This is a genomic window from Streptomyces sp. NPDC048197 (assembly GCF_043202395.1).
Lineage (GTDB): Bacteria > Actinomycetota > Actinomycetes > Streptomycetales > Streptomycetaceae > Streptomyces > Streptomyces siderophoricus.
The window spans coordinates 22,703-43,072 of sequence record NZ_JBIDAJ010000048.1; the positions used below are offsets into that span (position 1 = coordinate 22,703).

Genomic DNA, 20,370 nt, shown 5'->3' on the forward strand with positions numbered 1-20,370 from the left:
CCTTATGAGGGGCGAACCCAGTTGTCCGAAGTGCGGAGGCCGGGTGCGGGCGCCCGGTCTCTTCTCCGACACCTGGCAGTGCGCCCTGCACGGCACCGTGCATCCGCTCCAGCCGGTCGTCCCGCCGAGCGTCGAGGCGCTCGGCGTCGTCGTGCACCGCGCACAGGTCCCCGTCTGGATGCCCTGGCCGCTGCCGGTCGGCTGGCTGTTCACCGGCGTGGCCTGCGCGGGCGACGACCGCAGCGGCGGCCGGGCGACCGCGGTGGCCTGCTCGGGCCCCGGACCGCTCGGCGGACCCGGTGAACTCCTCCTGGTCGCAGAGGAACTGGGCGTCGGACTCGGCGCGCGCTACGCCGGCATCGACGGCCCCGACCCCGGCCCCCACATGTCCGACGGCAAACCCGCGCACGGCAAGGTGCTGGCCGCCGGCCGCCCCACCCCGCTCTGGCACGTCGACGGTGCGCCGCCGGACCGCGCGGTCTTCGCCGGCGAGGCGCGCGGGCTGTGGCTGTGGGCGATCGCCTGGCCCGAGCAGTCCGGGCTGCTGATGTACGACGAACTGGTGCTGACGGACCTGCGCGAGGCGGGCGCCGAGGTGGACCTGCTGCCCTGCGGGGCACTCTCCCCGCGCATCCTGAGCTGACCGGGCCGGCCGTCCGGGCAGGGGTGCCGCCCGGCGGCCCGGGCCGTACCGTCCGGCGGCCCGGTTATCCTTCTGAGGTCCCCCGTCCGTCCCGCAGCAGTCTGGAGTCCGCGTCGTGCGCATCGATCTGCACACCCACTCCACGGCTTCCGACGGTACGGACACCCCGGCCGAGCTGGTGCGCGGCGCCGCGGCCGCCGGGCTGGACGTCGTCGCGCTGACCGACCACGACACCGTCGCCGGCCACGCCGAGGCACGGGCCGCGCTGCCCGAGGGGCTGACGCTGGTCACCGGCGCCGAACTCTCCTGCCGGCTCGACGGGGTGAGCCTCCATATGCTCGCCTACCTCTTCGACCCCGAGGAGCCCGAACTCGCCCGCGAGCGGGAGCTGGTCCGCGACGACCGGGTGCCGCGGGCCCGGGCCATCATCGGCAAGCTGCGCGAGCACGACATCCCGGTCACCTGGGAGCAGGTCGCACGGATCGCCGGCGACGGCGCCGTGGGCCGCCCGCACATCGCCACCGCCCTCATGGAGCTGGGCGTCGTCGACTCCGTCAACGACGCCTTCGCGTCCTGGCTCGCCAGCGACGGCCCGGCGTACGTGGAGAAGCACGAGCTCGACCCGTTCGACGCGATCCGGCTGGTCAAGGCCGCGGGCGGGGTCACCGTCTTCGCGCACCCGCTGGCCGTCAAGCGCGGCCGGTGCGTACCGGAGAGCGCGATCGCCGAGCTCGCCGCGGCCGGCCTGGACGGCATCGAGGTCGACCACATGGACCACGACGCGCCGACCCGCGCCCGGCTGCGCGGGCTCGCCGCCGACCTCGGTCTGCTGACCACCGGCTCCAGCGACTACCACGGCAGCCGCAAGACCTGCAGCCTCGGTGACTGCACCACCGACCCCGAGATCTACGGGGAGATCGTGCGCCGCGCCACCGGCGCCTTCCCCGTCCCCGGCGCGGGCGGCTGAGCCCCGCCGCGGGCCGCCGGCCGCCGCGCCGCACCGACCGCGCGTGACGCCGGTCCGCCGGTCCGCCGGTCCGCGGGCCCGCGCCCGCCGCGCGGCCCACCGGCCCCTCCCTCTTCCTCCCCCTCTTTCCGTTTCCACTCCCGGTCGCACTCCCGGGCCCGCGCGCCCCGCGCCGGCCCGTGACCGTCCCGATCCGCTCGTCCGTACCCCTCTCGCAAGGCCAGCACCATGTTCGACGTCGCCGTCTTCAGCACCCTTTTCGTCACGCTTTTCGTGATCATGGACCCGCCGGGGATCACCCCGATCTTCCTCGCCCTCACCTCCGGCCGGCCGGCCAAGGTCCAGCGCCGGATGGCCTGGCAGGCCGCCGCCGTCGCCTTCTGCGTGATCGCCGTCTTCGGGCTCTTCGGCCGGCAGATCCTGGGCCGGCTGCACATCTCGACGCCCGCGCTGATGATCGCGGGCGGGCTGCTGCTCCTGCTGGTGGCGCTGGACCTGCTGACCGGGAAGTCGGAGGAGCCGACCCAGACCAAGGACGTGAATGTGGCGCTGGTGCCGCTGGGCATGCCGCTGCTCGCCGGGCCCGGCGCGATCGTGTCGGTGATCCTCGCCGTGCAGCACGCCCACGGGTTCGCGGCCCAGCTCTCCGTGTGGGCGGCGATCGCGGCGATCCATGTGGTGCTGTATCTGGTGATGCGGTTCTCGCTGGTGATCATCCGGGTCATCAAGGACGGCGGGGTGGTCCTGGTGACCCGGCTGGCGGGCATGATGCTGTCCGCGCTGGCCGTGCAGCAGATCATCAACGGCGTGCTGCAGGTCATCCAGGCGGCCTGAGCGGCAGCCCTCACCTACGGCAGCGCCCCCGTACGGCATGTTCCGTACGGGGGCGGTGCGGCATCGGTGGCCTTGCGGCGGCCAGGGATTAACGGGCGACGGTGTCGGCCGGGCGGATGTAGATGCGCTGGCCGGTTGCGGCGGCCTGCTGCACGATCCGGTTGACGGAGGCGGCGTCCACGACGGTGCTGTCCACGGCCGTGCCGTCGACGTCGTCCAGGCGCATGATCTCGAAGCGCATCAGGCTTCTCCCTTCGTCGGAATCCTCCTGCGGAGAACGTGAGTGGTGCGGATCACCGGGCCTCGTCGCCCGCCGTCCGTACAGGTACAACGACCCGCACCCTGCAATCATTCCCTACGCTAAAGAAATTTTTCGACGGTCTAAATACTCGCAGGTAGAGCGGTTGTGCCCGCCGAGCCGACGCCCGGACAATGGGTCCGGTATGAACGACCTCCAGCCCCCGGGCCCCACCGACCTCGCCGCGCTCGCCGCCGGGATGGCGCGCACCAACGAGCTGCTCGCCCGGGTCCTCACCAAGGTCGGCACGACCCCCTCGGTGCACGCCGCCTTCGTCGACGCCGGCTACGTCTACGCCGCCGCCGGGAAGCTCGTCGCCGGCACCGAGGACCGCAAGGGCTTTGAGCTCGACGCCGAAGGGATCATCGAGTCCTTCATCGAGCGGTCCCGGACGATCTTCCCGGACAGCCGGCTGCTGCGGGTCTACTGGTACGACGGCGCCCGCCGCCGCCTCCACACCCCCGAGCAGCAGCGGATCGCCGAGCTGCCGGACGTGAAGGTCAGGCTCGGCAACCTCAACGCCAACAACCAGCAGAAGGGCGTCGATTCCCTGATCCGCTCGGACCTGGAGTCGCTGGCCCGGCACCGGGCGATCACCGACGCGGTGCTCATCGGCGGCGACGAGGACCTGGTCTCCGCGGTCGAGGCGGCCCAGGGCTACGGCGCCCGGGTCCACCTGTGGGGCATCGAGGCGCCGGTCGGCCGCAACCAGGCCGAACCCCTGCTGTGGGAGGCCGACAGCACCCGCGTCTTCGACCTGGACTTCTGCAAGCCCTACGTCACCCGGCGGACCGGCATCGACGCCGCAGACCAGGCCGGCGGCGAGAGCCCGGCGCCCGGCCGGGAGGAGGTCCGCTTCGTCGGGGCCCGGGTCGCCGCCCAGTGGCTTTCGGAGCGCGGCCGGGAATGGGCGGCCGGACTGCTGCCCGGACATCCCTACCTCCCCGGCCCCGTCGACCAGGAGCTGCTGACCGCCGCCGAGGCGCTGCTGCACCACTCCCTGCGCGGCCACGCCGACCTGCGCCGGGTGCTGCGGGACGGCTTCTGGGAGCACGTACAGGGACAGCTGTAGAGAGCCCCGGGGCGGCCGAGGCGGTTCAGGCCCGGGCGAGGAGTCCCGCCAGCCGGTCGAAGAAGCTCGTCCAGCCCGCCTCCGCCTGCTGGTACTGCTCCGGAGTGAGGTTGCCGCCGAGCTGCCGGAAGGCCATCTCCGTCCGGTCCCCGAGATCGCTCAGCGTCACCCTGATCAGCTCGCCCTCCGAACTGCTCGGCGCATAGGCGTCGTTGAGCGTGAACTCCAGCGCCTCCGGCGGCACGACCTGGCGGTACACCCCGGAGAACGGCAGCTCACTGCCGTCCGGGGAGTGCATGACCAGACTCCACGACCCGCCCGGCCGGACGTCCATCGTCATCCGCTCGACCGGCACCGTCAGCTCCCCGCCGAACCAGTACGCGAAGTGCGCGGGCGTGGTCCAGGCCTCGAAGACCAGGTCGCGGCGGGCGTCGAAGGTGCGGGTCAGCGCGATGCCGTGCGGGTCGTCCTGGGGGTTCTCGGTCATGTCGGGCCCTTCGTCGGCAGCCGGTGCCGGACGGGCCGCAGCGGCCCGCCCGCTTCCTTTCGATGCTCGCCGAACCGTCCGGCGCTGTCCCGACGACACCCCGCCGGATGCCACTGCCGGGCGCTACCCCACCCCGCTCCAGAAACCCGTCAGCGCCTCGGCGGTCTTCTCCGGGCGTTCGACGTTGGGGGAGTGCTCGGCGCCCTCGATGACGGTGCGCCGGGCCGACAGCCGGCGCGCCATGTCGTCCATCGACGGCACCGGCCAGGCGTAGTCCAGCGACCCGGAGACGACGTGCACGGGGAGCCCGGTACGGGCCAGCTGCGCCACCCGGTCGGGCTCCGCCAGCATCTGCCGGCCGGTCGCGATCAGCTGCTCGGGGACGGTGTTCAGCCAACGGCGGTGCAGGAACGCGCCGATCTCCGGCGGGGTCTGCGCGTCCGCCGCCTCCGGCGGGTCCAGCTCGCGCATCGCCCGCCAGACGTCCTCCATGCCCAGCGAGCCGAGCGCGTCGATCAGCATCCGCACCCGGGCCTGCTGGGACGTCTCGATGGCCCCCGGACCCGAGCTGAGCGCGGTCAGGGAACGGAACGGGGCGGCGTCGAGGAGCACCGCGGCCCGGGTGATCAGGCCGCCCAGCGAATGCCCGAGCAGATGCAGCGGGCCGTTCCCGGCCTGCTGCACGGCCCGCGCCTGGGCCAGTACGTCGAGCGCCAACTCCCGCTGGCCGTAAGCCCGTTCGTCCCGCGGACCGGAGGACTCGTGCTGCCCGCGGCCGTCCAGCGCGACCGCTCGGAACCCGGCCGCGGCGAGCGGCGCCAGCAAGGCGATGAAGTCCTCCTTGCTGCCGGTGAAGCCGGGCACCAGCAGCGCGGTCCCGATCGGCGCACCGTCGGGCCGGGCGTCGTGCACGGCGAACTCGCCGCGGTCGGTGTCGAGTCGGTACGCGCGGGCGCACGGGGGCAGCGTGAGGGTGGGCGGCCTACTCATGGGGTGAGGTTAACCGGACCGGTCGGGAAAACCGGGCCGGGACGCCGAACGACCCGGCACCCGCGGGGAGCGGGGCCGGGTCGTCCGGTCGATCGGGCCGTACGGCGTCAGTCGGCCGGCTGGGCGGCCGCGGTCTTCCGGGTCCGGGCGCGCTTCGGCTTGGCCGGAGCCTCCTCGCCGTCCACGGCGGCGGGGGCCGCGGCCGCGGTCTTCTTGGCCGCAGCGGCCTTCTTGGGCGCAGCGGTCTTCGCCGCCGTCTTGCGCGTCCGCTTCGGCTTGGCCGGGGCCTCCTCGGCGGCCTCGGCGGTCACCGCCGCGGCCTCGGGGGCCTCGGGGGCCTCGGTCGCGGCCGGCTTGGCGGCGGCCTTGCGGGTGCGGGTGCGCTTCGGCTTGGCGGGGGCCTCGTCGGCGCCCTCGACGGTGTCCACCACGGCCTCCGCGACCTCCGCGGTGGTGGCCTTGGCAGCGGCGGTCTTCCGGGTCCGGGTGCGCTTCGGCTTGGCCGGAGCCTCCTCGGCGCCCTCGACGGTGTCCACCACGGCCTGGGCGGCCTCGGTGGCTTCCTGCGCGGCCGGCTCGGCCTCGGCGGCCTTGCGGGTCCGGGTGCGGGTCCGCTTCGGCTTGGCCGGGGCCTCGGTCACCTCGGGCGCCGGGGTGACCGGGGCGGCCTCGGCCACCACATCGGCGGCCTCCGTGTCCTTGGCCGGGTCGGCACCCGCCACCGGGATCGTCGCCGCGGCCTGCCCGCTACGGGTCCGCCGGCGCCGGCGCGGCTGGCGCGGACCTGCGGACTCCTCGGCGGCCTCCGCGGCGTCGAGCGACCCGGTCGCCTTTGCCTCGGAAGCAGCCGGGCCGTCCAGCGGCGCACCGCTGCGGGTACGGCGGCGCTGCCGCGGTGCACGGGTGCGCTGGGGACGCTCCTCCTCGACGGCCGCGCCCCGGCGGGGCCCGCGGCCGCGGCCGCCGGTCTCGCCCAGGTCCTCGACCTCTTCCGCGGCGAGCCCGGCCCGGGTGCGCTCGGCGCGCGGCAGCACGCCCTTGGTACCCGCGGGGATGTGGAGCTGCTCGTAGAGGTGCGGCGAGGTGGAGTAGGTCTCCTCCGGCTCGTCGAACGGCAGGTCCAGCGCCTTGTTGATCAGCTTCCAGCGCGGGATGTCGTCCCAGTCGACGAGGGTGATCGCGGTGCCCTTGGCGCCCGCCCGGCCGGTGCGGCCGATGCGGTGCAGGTAGGTCTTCTCGTCCTCGGGCGACTGGTAGTTGACGACGTGGGTCACACCCTCGACGTCGATACCGCGGGCGGCGACGTCGGTGCAGACCAGGACGTCGACCTTGCCGTTGCGGAAGGCGCGCAGCGCCTGCTCGCGGGCGCCCTGGCCGAGGTCGCCGTGGACCGCGCCGGACGCGAAGCCGCGCCGGGAGAGCTGGTCGGCGATGTCGGCGGCGGTCCGCTTCGTCCGGCAGAACAGCATCGCCAGACCGCGGCCCTCGGCCTGCAGTATCCGCGCGACCATCTCCGGCTTGTCCATGGAGTGCGCGCGGTAGACGTGCTGGGTGATGTTGGCGACCGTCGCACCCTCGTCGTCCGGCGCGGTGGCGCGGATGTGGGTCGGCTGCGACATGTAGCGGCGGGCCAGCGAGATGACCTGGCCGGGCATGGTCGCGGAGAACAGCATGGTCTGCCGCTTGGCCGGCAGCAGCTGGATGATCTTCTCGACGTCCGGCAGGAAGCCCAGGTCGAGCATCTCGTCGGCCTCGTCCAGGACGAGGGCGCGCACCTGCGAGAGGTTCAGCTTCTTCTGGCCCGCGAGGTCCAGCAGCCGGCCGGGCGTGCCGACGACCACGTCGACGCCCTTCTTCAGCGCCTCGACCTGGGGCTCGTAGGCCCGGCCGCCGTAGATCGCCAGCACCCGCACATTGCGGACCTTGCCGGCGGTGAGCAGATCGTTGGTGACCTGCTGGCACAGCTCACGGGTGGGGACGACGACGAGGGCCTGCGGCGCCTCGGTCAGCTGCTCGGGCTGCGCCCGGCCCGCCTCGACGTCCGCCGGGACGGTGACCCGCTCGATGAGGGGAAGCCCGAAGCCCAGGGTCTTGCCGGTGCCGGTCTTGGCCTGGCCGATGACGTCGTTGCCGGAGAGGGCGACGGGGAGCGTCATTTCCTGGATGGGAAAGGGGGAAACGATGCCGACGGCTTCCAGGGCCTCGGCGGTCTCGGGAAAAATCCCGAGGTCTCGGAACGTAGACAGAATCTTGCCTCTTCTGTGAGACGCGGCGTGAGGCGGCGAAGGGGGTCGTACCGCACCGTCGCACGGTTTCGTACGGGGCCGGCCAGATGGGGCCGGTGGCGCGGGACCACTGCCAACGCTCAGGCGCTCCTGCCGCGAGCGGTGTGCCTCCTGCTGTGCGTACGTCTCGTACGCGCCGCGGGGGAGGGCGGTCGGTTTGGAGCCGATCGGGCCACCGACCGGGCATCCGCTTCGTGGAACGACCCACCGATACTCGGCAGGTCCAATACCACTGTACCCCGGATACGGCGCCCCCATCCGAAGGCTTGTATGAGTGAGGAATACGTCACGTCCCCGCGCACCGCCCGGACCCCGCTCCGGCGGGCCGATCGTACGGGTGAACGGAACTGGCTGACCAGGACCTTCCCCGGACCGCCGAGCGGGCTATTGTGCCGCCATGGGAACGCCTGACAACGCCGCGGCTGACGCGCAAGAACACACCGGGATCGCCGCCCAGGACTGGGCGCAGGCATCCGCCGACCCGCACTACCGGGCCGCCGTGATCGATCTGCTCGGCGCGCTCGCGTACGGCGAGCTGTCCGCCTTCGAGCGCCTGGCGGAGGACGCCAAGCTCGCGCCGACGATGGACGACAAGGCCGAACTGGCCAAGATGGCCTCGGCCGAGTTCCACCACTTCGAGCGGCTGCGGGAGCGGCTGGCACAGATCGAGGCCGAGCCGAACGAGGCGATGGAGCCGTTCGCCGCCGCGCTGGACGAGTTCCACCGCCAGACCGCACCGTCGGACTGGCTGGAGGGCCTGGTCAAGGCCTACGTGGGCGACTCGATCGCCAGTGACTTCTACCGCGAGGTCGCGGCACGGCTGGACGCCGACACCCGCGATCTGGTGCTGGCGGTGCTGGACGACACCGGGCACGCGACCTTCGCCGTGGAGAAGGTGCGGGCGGCCATCGAGGCCGAGCCGCGGGTCGGCGGCCGGCTCGCCCTGTGGGCCCGCCGGCTGATGGGCGAGGCGCTCTCGCAGGCCCAGCGGGTCGTCGCGGACCGCGACGCGCTCTCCACGATGCTGGTGGGCGGGGTCGCCGACGGCTTCGACCTGGCCGAGGTGGGCCGGATGTTCTCCCGGATCACCGAGGCACACACCAAGCGGATGGCGGCGCTGGGCCTGGCGGCCTGACCGGCGGCGTACGAAGGATACGAAGGAGGGGCCGCCGGGCGCTTCAGGCCGTCCGGTGCCCCTTCAGCGTCGCGGCCGGCCGCCGAAGACGGCTGCGCGGCGGGCGCACCAGCACCGACAGCAGCGCCGCGCCCAGGGCGGCCGCGGCGAGCATCACCTGGACGGGGTGCCCGGGGCCGAGGATCGAGCGGGTCAGCAACGCGCCGAGCAGGGCCGCGACCGGGCCGGTCGCCAGGGTGAGACCGCGCGCGGGGAAGCGGTCGGGCAGCCGGCGCATGGCGAAGACCGCGATGGCGAGGCCGATGGCCACGGCTCCGAGCGCTTCGAAGATCATGCTCTTCCCTTCCACGTTCCGTGCGGGCTTCGGGCACCACGCCACTGGCGCGGTGCGCCGATCCGTCGGGCGAACAAATCGGTCGTAGGCGGTCGTACCCAGGGGGCGGCGGCAGCAACCCTCGGCGCGCCACCCCGCTGCCCGATCAGCGCAGCGGGCCGGAGACCGGGCCGGAGAACGGCTGCCCACCAGGACGAACGGAAAAAGGCGGCGGCCCGGGGGAACGCGTCCCCCGGGCCGCCGCCCTCATGCTCCGCGGGCGCCGCGCACGGCGCCCCTCGATCAGAGCGCGCCGAACCCGACCTTGCGGCCGGCCGGCTCGCCGATCTCGACATAGGCCAGCCGGTCCGCCGGGATCAGGACCTTGCGGCCGTGTTCGTCCGCCAGCTTCAGCAGCTCCGACTTGCCGGCCAGCGCCTCGGCCACCGCCCGCTCGACCTCTTCGGCAGACTGCCCGCTCTCCAGAACGATCTCGCGGGGCGCGTGCTGCACGCCGATCTTGACCTCCACGGCTTTTGTCCCTCCGACGGTCTGCAGGTCCCCCAGCACCGCTGGGGGGAGGATGCGCGGCCATCCGCGCCGTACGCAGCACACATTAGCCCGGTACGGGGACGCACAGGACGCCGTGGACCACGCCCGCAGCGAACAGGGTCAGTGCGTGTCGCTGCCGTGCAGCGGGAAGCCGGCGATGCCCTTCCAGGCGAGCGACGTCAGCAGGGCCACCGCGGTGTCCCGCGGAACCGCGCTCCCGGAGGAGAGCCAGTACCGCGCCACGACTTGGGAAACCCCGCCCAGGCCCACCGCCAGCAGCATCGACTCGTCCTGCGACAGGCCGGTGTCCTCGGCGATCACCGCGCTTATGGCCTCGGCACACTCCAGCGACACCTTGTCCACCCGCTCGCGGACCGCCGGCTCGTTGGTCAGGTCCGACTCGAAGACCAGCCGGAAGGCGCCGCCCGGGTCCTCGACGTACGCGAAGTAGGCGTCCATCGTGGCCGCGACCCGCTGCTTGTTGTCGGTGGTCGACGCGAGCGCGGAACGCACCGAGTGCAGCAGCGCCTCGCAGTGCTGGTCCAGCAGCGCGAGGTAGAGCTCCAGCTTCCCCGGGAAGTGCTGGTAGAGCACCGGCTTGCTGACGCCGGCCCGCTCGGCGATGTCGTCCATGGCCGCGGCGTGGTAGCCCTGTGCGACGAAAACCTCCTGGGCCGCGCCCAGAAGCTGGTTCCGCCGGGCGCGGCGTGGCAGGCGTGTGCCCCGCGGGCGCGCCGCCTCGGTCTGCTCGATGGCGCTCACGCTGCCTCCCAGAAATCGTTCCCTACGCGGCCAGTACAAGGTGGTGCACCGCGCCCGCCATCGTACTTTTGGGTAACCCGGCTGTGCGCGGTCCGGGCCGAGAATTTCTCGCCGGCCCCGGCGCGCCAATGCGACATAACGCCCCAGGTCATCGGTATTCGTCTTCGTTGAGCTCGACGACCCGGGCCTGCTCGGCGAGGTCCGCCTCGTTCGCGACGGCCGGGTCGATGCCGTTCAGCGCCTCGTCGCGCTGCGGTGCGAGCTCGGCGTACTGCTCCTGGGCGTCCGCCTCCGGCGCCTCCACGTCGAATTCGGCGGTGTCGCTGTCTTCCACGAAAGTGTCCGGGTCTGTCGGGTCGACACGCATGATGACTGCCTTTCTCGGTGCTTCTCGCGTGCTCGCCGGTCGGCTGGTGCCTGGCAGGAAAGCAGGGGCAGCGGCGGCCCGCCCCTGCCTACGAGCGTAGGAGAGCGGCCGCGACGGCGCGATGCGGTGTGTGACCGCGAACACACGATCGGGGGTGTGATCGTCTCGTAACATCGACTCCATGTCTTCGACCGAGTCGCCGGACACCGCGACCACCGCCCTCCCGGTGCCCCCCGCCGGCCCAGGTCGGCCCGGCGCGGCGGAGACGGTGCGCACCGTGACCCTGCCGGGCCTGACGCTCACCGTACGGGCGCCGGAGGGGCAGCCCGCAGGACGGGGTGCCGACGGGCCGGGGGCGGCCCGGGACCGCGAGCCCGCGCTCTACGTCCACGGTCTCGGCGGCTCCTCGATGAACTGGTCGGGGCTGATGCCGCTGCTCACCGACCGGCTGGACGGCGAGGCGCTCGATCTGCCCGGCTTCGGGCACTCCCCGCCACCGGGTGACGGCAACTACTCCGTCTCCGCGCAGGCCCGCGCGGTGATCCGGTACCTCGACGCGGCCGGCCGCGGCCCGGTCCACCTCATCGGCAACTCCATGGGCGGTACGACCGCCACCCGCGTGGCCGCCGCCCGGCCGGACCTGGTCCGCACCCTGACGCTGATCTCCCCGGCCCTGCCCGAGCTGCGGCCGCAGCGCACGGCGGTGCCCACCGCACTGCTCGCCGTCCCCGGCATCGCCACCCTCTTCGCCCGGCTCACCCGCGACTGGACCGCCGAGCACCGCACCCGCGAGGTGCTGGCCCTCTGTTACGGCGACCCCGCAAGGGTGACCCCGGAGGGCTTCGACACCGCGGCCGCGGAGTACGCCCGGCGGCTCGAACTCCCTTATTTCTGGGAGGTGATGGAGCGTTCGGCGCGTGCGCTGGTGAACGCGTACACGCTCGGCGGGCAACACAATTTGTGGCGGCAGGCCGAACGCGTGCTCGCCCCCACCCTTCTCGTCTACGGTGGACGCGACCGCCTGGTCTCCCTCCGGATGGCCCGGCGGGCGGCCGCGGCGTTCCGCGGTTCGCGGCTGCTGACACTGCCGGAGGCGGGGCACGTGGCGATGATGGAGTACCCGGAGGCGGTGGCGCGCGCCGTCCGCGAGCTGCTCGATTCCGGGATGACCGAAGTGACCGCTGATCCGGGCAGGAGCTGACACGCCCCGTGGGACGTCATAGCCGCCGAGACCGGCCGGAGGCCGAAGACCCCTCGCAGTCCGCGGCGCCGCCCGGCCAGAGTCCGCCGGCCGGCCGGGCACCTGCCCCCGGTCCCGGCCCGGGGCGCCGCCGGCGCGAGCCGGCCGGAGGCGACACGGTCCGCGGCGGCCACCCCGAACAGCGTGAACCGGGCGGCGCCTGGGGCGCGTTCCCGGGCATGCCGGCGTCCCCGACGACGCCCGGGACGGCAGCCGGCCGGACCGCCCCCGGGACGCCCGGGCAGGCCGCGCCGCGCATTCCCCGCCCGCGCGCGGAGATGGCCCCCGGCGCGCCGCCGATGGCAGTACCGGGCACCGGGCGCGGCCCGCGGCGGGATTACGTGGCCGCCTTCGACGCGGGGCAGTTCCCCCGGCGGCCGGACGGCCCCGGCGGCGCTCTCGACGTGGACGGCGCCGACGACGATGTCTTCCGGGCCGGTGCGCCCGGCGCCGTCCGTACGCCTGCCGCATCCGTGGCGTACGGCCGGCCGAACGCCACAGACGCAGCGGGTGGCGCGGCGGGCGCACGGGTGCCCGAGCCCGCCGGGCCCGCGGACCGTGCCCCCGACGAGGACTTCGCGGCCGGCGCGGACGCCGCCTTCGACGAGCCGCGGCACGGCGCACGGAGGGGCGGCAAGGGCCGGACCTTCACCGGCGCGGCGGCCGCCGCGGTCACCACCGTGCTCGCCGTCGTCATCGCCGGCCAGGTCGCCGAGCAGCACAAGGACGGCGGCGACCCGCAGCCGCGCAGCGGCAACGACCGTACCGACGCGGCCGGTGACGAGGCCTCGCGGTCGCGGTCCCGGCCCACCCAGGACGCCAAGCCCGCCGGCTACGACGAGCAGATGGCGCAGGTCTTCCCGCTGGACGCGCACCTCACCGCGAGCGGACGCTTCAAGCCGGTCGGCGGGGACGCCGAGGCGCCCGGCCGCGGCAAGGTGCTGCGCTACCGCGTCGACATCGAGGAGGGACTGTCGCTGGACGGCACGCTCTTCGCCGAGGCGGTGCACAAGACCCTGAACGACGACCGGAGTTGGGCGCACGGCGGACAGCGGACGTTCCGGCGCGTGGCCTCCGGCCCGGCCGACTTCGTGATCACCCTGGCGAGCCCGGGGACCACCGCGAAGTGGTGCGCCAAGTCCGGTCTCGACACCTACGAGGAGAACGTCTCCTGCGACTCGGCGGCCACCGACCGGGTCATGATCAACGCCTACCGGTGGGCGCAGGGCGCGCAGACCTACGGGCGCGACAAGATGCACGCCTACCGCCAGATGCTGATCAACCACGAGGTCGGCCACCGGCTCGGGCACAACCACGAGAGCTGCACCCGGCAGGGCGCGCTCGCCCCGGTGATGATGCAGCAGACGAAGTTCCTGACCACGGACGGCGTGACCTGCCGGCCCAACTCCTGGCCGTATCCCACCGCGCACTGAGCGGGCGCGCGCGGGCGGCGTAGCGATCACATAGCGCGTCGAAACGCCCCAAGAGGCGGAAAGTTACGTGCTTTCACCCCTTCCGGTGGCGCGACGGACAACCGTCCATCGCGCCACCGGCCCTTTTGCATAGCGTCTTCCTGCAGTCGACGGTCGTGCCGCCGTCGCGTCAGGGAAGCCGACATGGGAGGACGGGGGTGCCGCCGTGCGCATTGGACTCCTCACCGAGGGTGGCTATCCGTATGCGCCGGGTGAGTCGCACGCGTGGTGCGACCGGCTCGTACGCGGGCTCACCGGCCACGACTTCGAGGTCTACGCCCTGCGCGCCGACCCCCGGCGCGAACGCGGCCGGCCCGTGCCGCCCGGGCACGTCCGGGTGCACGACGCCCCCCTCTGGGGCGACTTCCCCGCCGGGCACCACCGGGCCGCGGACGAGCGCCGCGGCCGGGCACCCGGCCGGGCACCCGGCCGGCGGGCCCGGCGCCGCTTCGCCGAGCACTTCGGCGACCTGCTGACCGCGATTGCCTCGGCACCCCCCGAAAACGCCCTGACCAGGAAGGCGGACCGTTTCGCCAGCGGCCTGTACGGACTCGCCGAACAGGCCCGCCACGACGGCGGGCTGCCCGCCCTGCTGCGCTCCGAGGACGCCGTGCGCCGGCTGGAATCGGTCTGCCACGGCCCCCGGGCCCTGCCCGCCGCGCACGGCGCCCAGGTCGGCGACCTACTGACGGTCGCCGACCGGCTCGAACGCGCCCTGCGCCCGCTCTCGTTGGACTGGTACGGCGACGGGGACACCCCCGGCCTCGACGGCGCCGATCTCTGCCACGCCACCTCCGGCGGCGCGGCCGCCCTCCCCGGCCTGCTGGCCAAGCGCTTCTTCGGCACCCCGCTCCTGGTCACCGAGTACGGCGTACGGCTGCGCGAGCACTACCTGGCACGCGCCGCGGCGCCCTTGAGTGCCCCGGTGCGCGCCCTGCTCGCCGCGTTCCAGGGCGCGTTGGCCGCCGAGACCTACGCCCAGGCCGCCCTGATCACCCCCGGCAACACGCACGCCCGGCGCTGGCAGGAGCGCTGCGGCGCGGACCGGGAACGGCTGCGCACGGTCCACCCGGGCATGGACGCCGCGCCGTTCGCGGCCGTCGCGGACGCCCCGGCCGACGACTCCAAGACCCTGGTGTGGGTCGGCGCGGTCGAGCCCGCCAAGGACCTCGTCGCGCTGCTGCACGCCTTCGCCGAGGTCCGCCGGGCCGAGCCGGAGGCCACCCTCCGGATCATCGGCGGCCTCGGCCGGGACCCCCGGGCGGCCGGCTACCTCGCCCACTGCCGGGCACTGGCCGCCCAGCTCTTCCCCGACGAGGCGGCCGATGCCGTCACCGTCGGCGAGAACCCGGTCAGCTTCGAGGAACTCGGCAGCCCCGACGCGCCCACCCTGGCGGACGCCTATGCCTCCGCCTCCGTAGTGGTGCTCTCCAGCGTCGTCGAGGGCTTCCCGCGCTCCCTGGTGGAGGCGATGTTCTGCGGCCGCGCCACGGTGTCGACCGACGCCGGCGCGGTCTGCGAAGTCATCGGCGGCACCGGGCTGGTGGTCCCGCCGCGCAACCCCCGCGCGCTCGCCGAGGCCTGCGGCGCGCTGCTCGGCGCCCCGGACCGCAGGGCCCGGCTGGGCGCGGCCGCCCGGGCCCGGGCACTCGAACTGTTCACCGTGGAGCAGAACACCGCGGCATTTCGTGGCATCTACCTGGAACTGATCTCGCACGCCCCGGCCCGCCCGGCCGGCGCCCGGGACCGGGACGCGCACGGCGTACCGCAGCCGTTCGCCCACCCCGCCGAATCCCATGTCCCCGGCCGCTGGGCCGCCACCGGCGCGGCCACCCGGCCCGCCCCCGCACCGGCCGGCCGGACGCCGAGCTGGGCGGTGCCATGAGGCGGCGCGGACTGAGTGCGGAGCGGCCTACGGACCAACCGGGCGACAAGCAGCTGTGGTTGGCGCGACGGAGAGGAAAGGGGTGGCGGCAGTGGTGACAGCTGTGCTGGACGTGATGTGCGCGATGGGAGTGGTGGGTGTGGCCCTGGTGACGGGCATGGCCGACGTGGCCCACGCCGGCAACCGGGACGGCCTCCGCCGCCGCCCACCCCGGGACCGCGCCGCGGGCCCCCACCCGGTACCGGTGCGCCCGGCGGCCCCGGAGAGGGGGCACGAACGATGACCACCCCGGAGCACCGCGCCATCGGCGCCCTCACCGACAGCGCGGCGGACGGCCCTACGACGCCCGCCCCCGCGCCCCGCAAGGCCGCCCCCGCCCGCCCCGCCCGCCGCGGCCCCGCCGACCCCGTACGCGCCCTGCTGCACCGTCACCACACGCTCTGCGCCCACGCCGTCGACCCGCTGGAGATCGCCGCCGGCCTGGAGGCCCACGGCGTCACCGACCGCACCGCCGCCCGCTTCCGGCACCGGGACGTCTTCTCCCTCGCCGAGGAGCTCTACGCCCGCGTACCGCGCGCGGAACCCGGCGCGGGGGGAACGGCGGGCCGCCCGGGCGTGAGCGCGGGAGAGCGGGCCCTGGACGGCACGGCGGGGGAGTGGGGGGCGGACGGCGGGACGGCGGGTGGCCTCCTGGATGACGCGGACGCATCGTCGTACGCCGCCGGCGGGGTGGCGGGGCCCGACTCCGAGGGCGCCGGCGGGCCGCGGATTTTCTCCCCCGCCCCCTCCCCCCTCTCCCCCTTCGGGGGAGGGGGCGGGGGGTGGGTCCGGGGGTGGGGGGGACGCTGCGGCGCCGCGCTGCACCTCCTCCCCGGCGCCCTCTGCGCCGCCACCCTCGCGGCCCTCGCCTCCCTCGGCGGGGCGGCAACCCCCTTGGCTCGTACGGCCGTTGGCGCCACCGGGCTGGTGCTGACCGCCCTCGCCGTCCGGCTGGCCGTACGCACCGGACCGCTGCGCGCCCGCCACCCCGGCACCGGCCCCCGCGCCACCACCCTGTGGACCTGTTGGACCGTCTGCTACGCGCTCGGTGGTGACCGGCTGCTCGGCCGGCTGCTGCCCGGAGGTCCCGGCCTGACGGCCGCCCACCCCCGCCCCGCCCTCGCCGCCGCCCTCGCGCTCGCCGTCGCCGTGCTCCCCGCGGCCGGCTGCGCCCGCTGGTTCGCCGTACGCGGCCGCCGGGCCCTGGTCGCCAGCCGTGGCCTGGGCGAGTTCGCGGCCCGCATCCGGCCGCTGCTGCTCGGCACCACCCTGCTCTTCCTGGCCACGCTGACCGCGCTGCTCCTCGGTGCCCGGGCGGCCGTCGGCGGGAGCGGCGGCGGCGCCCTCCCGGTGGTGGCCGTCCTCGCCCTAGGGCTGCTGCTCTTCCTCGCCCGGCTGCTCACCGTCCACGGCTTCCCCAAGCCCGCCGCGGCCGGCCTGGCCTCGGCCGCCGCCCTGGAGGCACTCGCCCCCGCCCTCGTCCTGATCGCCCGGCTCCCCGGCGCGCCCCCGCTTGACACCCCGGTCCGTGCGCTGGCCGCCGCCGTCGGACCGGCCGCGGTCCCCGCCCTGGCCTGCACCGCCGCCGCCCTCGGCCTCCTCGCGTACGGCCTGCGGGCGCTCACCGGCGCCTGCGCGCACTCACCCGCCCCCGCCGGCCCGGCGAAGGCGTCCCGGCCGTGACCCTCCCGACGGCCACCGGGCCGCACCCCCACGCCGCCCCACCAGGGCGCCCGCACCACGCACCACCGCCGCAGAGGCACCCGGCAACGGCCTCTCCGGCACCTCCGGCCGCGGCGGCCCGCCCGCCGCGGACCACGCCCCCCACGCGGCACCCGTCCCCACGACGGACGCCGACCCCCCGGCCGGAGCGCACGCACTTCCCACCATCCGCCTTAGGAGCACGACACATGAACGTCCAGCCGACCGAAGCCCGACGGCACCGGGGGGTCGCACGATGAGGGTGCTGCTCATCGGGGCCAACGGCTACCTCGGCCGTTACGTCGCCGACCGCCTGCTCGCCGACCCCGCCGTCCAGCTCACCGCCCTCGGGCGGGGCGACGACGCCGACGTCCGCTTCGACCTGGCCACCGGCAGCCCAGGGGCGCTCACCCGCTTCCTCGACGCGGTCCACCCCGGTGTGGTCGTCAACTGCGCCGGCGCCACCCGCGGCGGAGCCCGCGAGCTGACCCGGCACAACACCGTCGCGGTCGCCACCATCTGCGAATCGCTGCGCCGCAGCGGCTGCGGCGCCCGCCTGGTCCACCTCGGCTGCGCCTCCGAGTACGGGCCCTCGCAGCCCGGTTCGTCGACCGCCGAGGACGCCGTGCCGCGCCCCGGCGGGCCGTACGGCGTCAGCAAACTGGCCGCCACCGAACTCGTCCTGGGCTCCGGCCTCGACGCGGTCGTGCTCCGGGTCTTCTCCCCGGTCGGCCCCGGCACCCCGGCCGGCTCCCCGCTCGGCCGGCTCGCCGAGGCCATGCGCCGCGCCATGCAGTCCGGCGACAACGAGCTCAAGCTCGGCGGGCTCGGCGTGCAGCGGGACTTCGTCGACGTCCGGGACGTCGCCCGCGCCGTGCACGCCGCCTCACTGTCCGCCGCGCAGGGCGTCGTCAACATCGGGACCGGCCGCGCGGTACGGCTGCGCGAGGCCGCCTCGGTGCTCGCCCGGGTGGCCGGCTTCGGCGGTGCGCTGCACGAACTCGACTCCCCGCCGGCCCGGCTCGTCATCCCCGCCCCGGCCGGCGAGCACCCGGTCGGTTCGCCGCCCGCCACCTACCCCTACCCGGACGGCTGCGGCACCTGGCAGCAGGCCGACGTCCGCACCGCCCGCGACCGGCTCGGCTGGCGCCCGCGGATCGTCCTGGAGGAATCCCTCGCCGACATCTGGATGGAGGCCGCATGTCGCATCTGACGACCCCCGCCGGCCCCACCCGCGCCCCGACCGGCGCCGCCCCGCTCGGCATGGGAGTGCCCGGTTTCGCCCATCCGCTGCTCGCGCCCGCCGAATGGGCCGGACTGCTCCACTGCGGGCCGGGCCTGGTGCACTGGGCGGTGCTCGACGTGTCCAACGGGCCCGGCGCCCGCCCCGACCCGCACTGCGTCCCGGCGGCCGCCCGCCTCCGTGAGACAGGTGTCCGAGTACTGGGACACCTCGACCTCGGCCGGGGCACCCGCCCCTTCGGCGAGCTGCTCTCCGACGCCCACCGCTATCTGGAGTGGTACCGCGTCGACGGCTTCTGGCTGGACCGCACCCCCACGGACCGGCCCCTGCTGCCCGCCACCCGGCGGATCGCCGCCGCCCTGCGCGGCCTGTGCCCGGACGGCCACCTCGTCTTCGGGCACGGCAGCCACCCGCACCCCGGCTACGCCGAATCCGCCGACCAGCTCGTCACCTTCGCCGGCCGGTGGGCCGATTACCGCTGGTCACAGGTGGCGGAGTGGACCGCCGATCACCCTCCGGAGCGGTTCTGCCACGTCGTGCACAGCGTGCCGCGCACGCACCTGGACGAGGCGCTGCGGATCGCCCGCTGGCAAGGGGCGGGCACCGTGTACCTCACCGACCGCCGGGCCGGGGCCGCGGACGCCGTCGGAAGGGCCTGGGAATCACTGCCCGGCTACTGGGACGAATTCGTCTCGCGCATCGGACCGGGTGTCTCGGAATGAAGAAGGGCGTGGCAGTGTTACGGGAAGACAACCAGTCCTCAGATACCGACCAACCCCCTTGTTGAGGTCATCCGTGTCGCTGCCACCCCTGGTCGAGCCCGCTTCGGAGCTCACCGTCGACGAGGTCCGCAGGTACTCCCGCCACCTGATCATTCCCGATGTCGGAATGGACGGGCAGAAGCGGCTGAAGAACGCCAAGGTGCTCTGTGTCGGCGCCGGCGGCCTGGGCTCGCCCGCGCTGATGTACCTGGCCGCGGCCGGCGTCGGCACCCTTGGCATCGTGGAGTTCGACGAGGTCGACGAGTCGAACCTGCAGCGCCAGATCATCCACAGCCAGGCGGACATCGGCCGCTCCAAGGCCGCGTCCGCCAAGGACACGGTGCTGGGCATCAACCCGTACGTCACGGTCAACCTCCACGAAGAGCGCCTCGACTCCACGAACGTCATGGAGCTCTTCGCCCAGTACGACCTGATCGTGGACGGCACCGACAACTTCGCCACCCGCTATCTCGTCAACGACGCCTGCGTGCTGCTGAACAAGCCGTACGTCTGGGGCTCCATCTACCGCTTCGACGGCCAGGCGTCGGTCTTCTGGTCCGAGCACGGCCCCTGCTACCGCTGCCTGTACCCGGAGCCCCCGCCGCCGGGCATGGTCCCCTCCTGCGCCGAGGGCGGCGTCCTCGGTGTGCTGTGCGCCTCCATCGGCTCCATCCAGGTCAACGAGGCCATCAAGCTGCTCGCCGGCATCGGTGACCCGCTCGTCGGCCGCCTGATGATCTACGACGCGCTGGAGATGACGTACCGTCAGGTCAAGGTCCGCAAGGACCCCGACTGCGCGGTCTGCGGCGAGAACCCGACCGTCACCGAGCTCATCGACTACGAGGCGTTCTGCGGCGTCGTCTCCGAGGAGGCCCAGGAGGCGGCGGCCGGCTCGACGATCACTCCGCAGCAGCTCAAGGAGTGGATCGACGCCGACGAGAAGATCGACATCATCGACGTCCGCGAGCCGAACGAGTTCGAGATCGTCTCCATCCCCGGCGCCCGGCTGATCCCCAAGAACGAATTCCTGATGGGCACCGCCCTCCAGGACCTTCCCCAGGACCGGAAGATCGTCCTGCACTGCAAGACGGGCGTCCGCTCGGCCGAGGTGCTGGCCGTCCTGAAGTCCGCGGGCTTCGCCGACGCGGTCCACGTGGGCGGCGGCGTCATCGGCTGGGTCAACACGGTCGAGCCGGAGAAGCCGGTCTACTGATCGATGGCGGTGGGCTGATCACCGCGTCCTGAACAGCGCCGAAGGCGCCGGTCCGTATGCCACGGACCGGCGCCTTCGTGCTGCCCGACCGCCAAGGCCGCCCCAGTGACG

The 20,370-nt window shown here is 74.2% G+C and carries 21 protein-coding genes; 13 read left to right on the forward strand and 8 right to left on the reverse strand.

The genetic code is table 11. The features are described from left to right. Positions 1-4 precede the first annotated feature (4 nt). The 3 genes from ACGF4C_RS35950 (at position 5) to ACGF4C_RS35960 (ending at position 2,444) form a co-directional block, all read left to right on the forward strand. Positions 5-643 (forward strand): DUF6758 family protein, encoded by a 639-nt coding sequence (locus ACGF4C_RS35950; protein ID WP_030413919.1) that lies wholly within the window; start codon positions 5-7, stop codon positions 641-643. 115 nt (positions 644-758) lie between these two features. After that, positions 759-1,610, forward strand: coding sequence for a PHP domain-containing protein (locus tag ACGF4C_RS35955; protein ID WP_393572333.1), 852 nt, complete (start codon positions 759-761; stop codon positions 1,608-1,610). Positions 1,611-1,838: 228 nt separating this feature from the next. Beyond that, positions 1,839-2,444, forward strand: a complete 606-nt coding sequence (locus ACGF4C_RS35960; RefSeq protein WP_030413917.1) for a MarC family protein — start codon at positions 1,839-1,841, stop codon at positions 2,442-2,444. 88 nt (positions 2,445-2,532) lie between these two features. On the opposite strand, the gene ACGF4C_RS35965 is transcribed toward ACGF4C_RS35960, so the two are convergent. Continuing rightward, complete coding sequence (locus ACGF4C_RS35965; RefSeq protein ID WP_199816409.1) at positions 2,533-2,685, reverse strand: hypothetical protein; 153 nt, start codon at positions 2,683-2,685, stop codon at positions 2,533-2,535. 202 nt (positions 2,686-2,887) lie between these two features. On the opposite strand from ACGF4C_RS35965, the gene ACGF4C_RS35970 reads away from it, so the two are divergent. Then, a complete protein-coding gene (locus ACGF4C_RS35970) occupies positions 2,888-3,814 on the forward strand; it encodes an NYN domain-containing protein (protein WP_393572336.1) in 927 nt (308 codons plus the stop codon). 25 nt (positions 3,815-3,839) lie between these two features. Here the strand turns inward: ACGF4C_RS35970 and ACGF4C_RS35975 are convergent, their stop codons facing one another. From ACGF4C_RS35975 to ACGF4C_RS35985, 3 genes are all read right to left on the reverse strand, one after another. After that, the gene (locus tag ACGF4C_RS35975; protein ID WP_030804974.1) at positions 3,840-4,301 is read right to left on the reverse strand and encodes an SRPBCC domain-containing protein; all 462 of its coding nucleotides are present in this window, start codon (positions 4,299-4,301) and stop codon (positions 3,840-3,842) included. A gap of 123 nt (positions 4,302-4,424) precedes the next feature. After that, positions 4,425-5,291 carry an alpha/beta fold hydrolase gene (locus ACGF4C_RS35980; protein WP_393572339.1) on the reverse strand — a complete coding sequence of 289 codons (867 nt, stop codon included), beginning with the start codon at positions 5,289-5,291 and terminating at the stop codon, positions 4,425-4,427. Positions 5,292-5,398: 107 nt separating this feature from the next. Continuing rightward, positions 5,399-7,447: a DEAD/DEAH box helicase gene (locus ACGF4C_RS35985; RefSeq protein WP_393572341.1), complete on the reverse strand. Its 2,049-nt coding sequence runs from the start codon at positions 7,445-7,447 to the stop codon at positions 5,399-5,401. Between the two features lie 526 nt (positions 7,448-7,973). Here ACGF4C_RS35985 and ACGF4C_RS35990 point away from each other — a divergent pair. Continuing rightward, positions 7,974-8,711: a ferritin-like fold-containing protein gene (locus ACGF4C_RS35990; protein WP_030804981.1), complete on the forward strand. Its 738-nt coding sequence runs from the start codon at positions 7,974-7,976 to the stop codon at positions 8,709-8,711. Between the two features lie 43 nt (positions 8,712-8,754). Here ACGF4C_RS35990 and ACGF4C_RS35995 read toward each other — a convergent pair whose 3' ends face one another. From ACGF4C_RS35995 to ACGF4C_RS36010, 4 genes are all read right to left on the reverse strand, one after another. After that, positions 8,755-9,045, reverse strand: coding sequence for a hypothetical protein (locus tag ACGF4C_RS35995; RefSeq protein ID WP_030413911.1), 291 nt, complete (start codon positions 9,043-9,045; stop codon positions 8,755-8,757). A 282-nt stretch (positions 9,046-9,327) separates the two neighbouring features. Beyond that, on the reverse strand, positions 9,328-9,555 hold the full coding sequence (locus tag ACGF4C_RS36000) for a DUF3107 domain-containing protein (protein ID WP_362140972.1): 228 nt from the start codon (positions 9,553-9,555) through the stop codon (positions 9,328-9,330). 141 nt (positions 9,556-9,696) lie between these two features. Next, a complete protein-coding gene (locus tag ACGF4C_RS36005; RefSeq protein WP_360946957.1) occupies positions 9,697-10,338 on the reverse strand; it encodes a TetR/AcrR family transcriptional regulator in 642 nt (213 codons plus the stop codon). Between the two features lie 148 nt (positions 10,339-10,486). After that, positions 10,487-10,705 (reverse strand): hypothetical protein, encoded by a 219-nt coding sequence (locus ACGF4C_RS36010; RefSeq protein WP_393572344.1) that lies wholly within the window; start codon positions 10,703-10,705, stop codon positions 10,487-10,489. A gap of 181 nt (positions 10,706-10,886) precedes the next feature. On the opposite strand from ACGF4C_RS36010, the gene ACGF4C_RS36015 reads away from it, so the two are divergent. The 8 genes from ACGF4C_RS36015 to moeZ all read left to right on the forward strand — a co-directional run bounded on the left by ACGF4C_RS36015 (position 10,887) and on the right by moeZ (position 20,259). Next, a complete protein-coding gene (locus tag ACGF4C_RS36015) occupies positions 10,887-11,906 on the forward strand; it encodes an alpha/beta fold hydrolase (protein WP_393572346.1) in 1,020 nt (339 codons plus the stop codon). A 218-nt stretch (positions 11,907-12,124) separates the two neighbouring features. Beyond that, a complete protein-coding gene (locus tag ACGF4C_RS36020) occupies positions 12,125-13,378 on the forward strand; it encodes a DUF3152 domain-containing protein (RefSeq protein ID WP_393572368.1) in 1,254 nt (417 codons plus the stop codon). Positions 13,379-13,583: 205 nt separating this feature from the next. Continuing rightward, positions 13,584-15,302, forward strand: a complete 1,719-nt coding sequence (locus ACGF4C_RS36025) for a DUF3492 domain-containing protein (protein ID WP_393572348.1) — start codon at positions 13,584-13,586, stop codon at positions 15,300-15,302. A gap of 91 nt (positions 15,303-15,393) precedes the next feature. After that, positions 15,394-15,585 (forward strand): hypothetical protein, encoded by a 192-nt coding sequence (locus ACGF4C_RS36030; protein ID WP_393572350.1) that lies wholly within the window; start codon positions 15,394-15,396, stop codon positions 15,583-15,585. Then, positions 15,582-17,024 carry a hypothetical protein gene (locus tag ACGF4C_RS36035; protein WP_393572352.1) on the forward strand — a complete coding sequence of 481 codons (1,443 nt, stop codon included), beginning with the start codon at positions 15,582-15,584 and terminating at the stop codon, positions 17,022-17,024. Before ACGF4C_RS36030 ends, ACGF4C_RS36035 begins: the two co-directional genes overlap by 4 nt. Before the next feature lie 274 nt (positions 17,025-17,298). Beyond that, the gene (locus ACGF4C_RS36040; RefSeq protein WP_393572354.1) at positions 17,299-18,255 is read left to right on the forward strand and encodes an NAD-dependent epimerase/dehydratase family protein; all 957 of its coding nucleotides are present in this window, start codon (positions 17,299-17,301) and stop codon (positions 18,253-18,255) included. Then, the gene (locus ACGF4C_RS36045) at positions 18,243-19,007 is read left to right on the forward strand and encodes a spherulation-specific family 4 protein (protein WP_393572356.1); all 765 of its coding nucleotides are present in this window, start codon (positions 18,243-18,245) and stop codon (positions 19,005-19,007) included. The genes ACGF4C_RS36040 and ACGF4C_RS36045 overlap by 13 nt, the downstream gene beginning before the upstream one ends. Before the next feature lie 73 nt (positions 19,008-19,080). After that, entirely contained in the window at positions 19,081-20,259 is a 1,179-nt protein-coding gene (gene moeZ / locus ACGF4C_RS36050) for an adenylyltransferase/sulfurtransferase MoeZ (protein ID WP_393572358.1), read from the forward strand. The last annotated feature ends 111 nt before the right edge of the window (positions 20,260-20,370 follow it).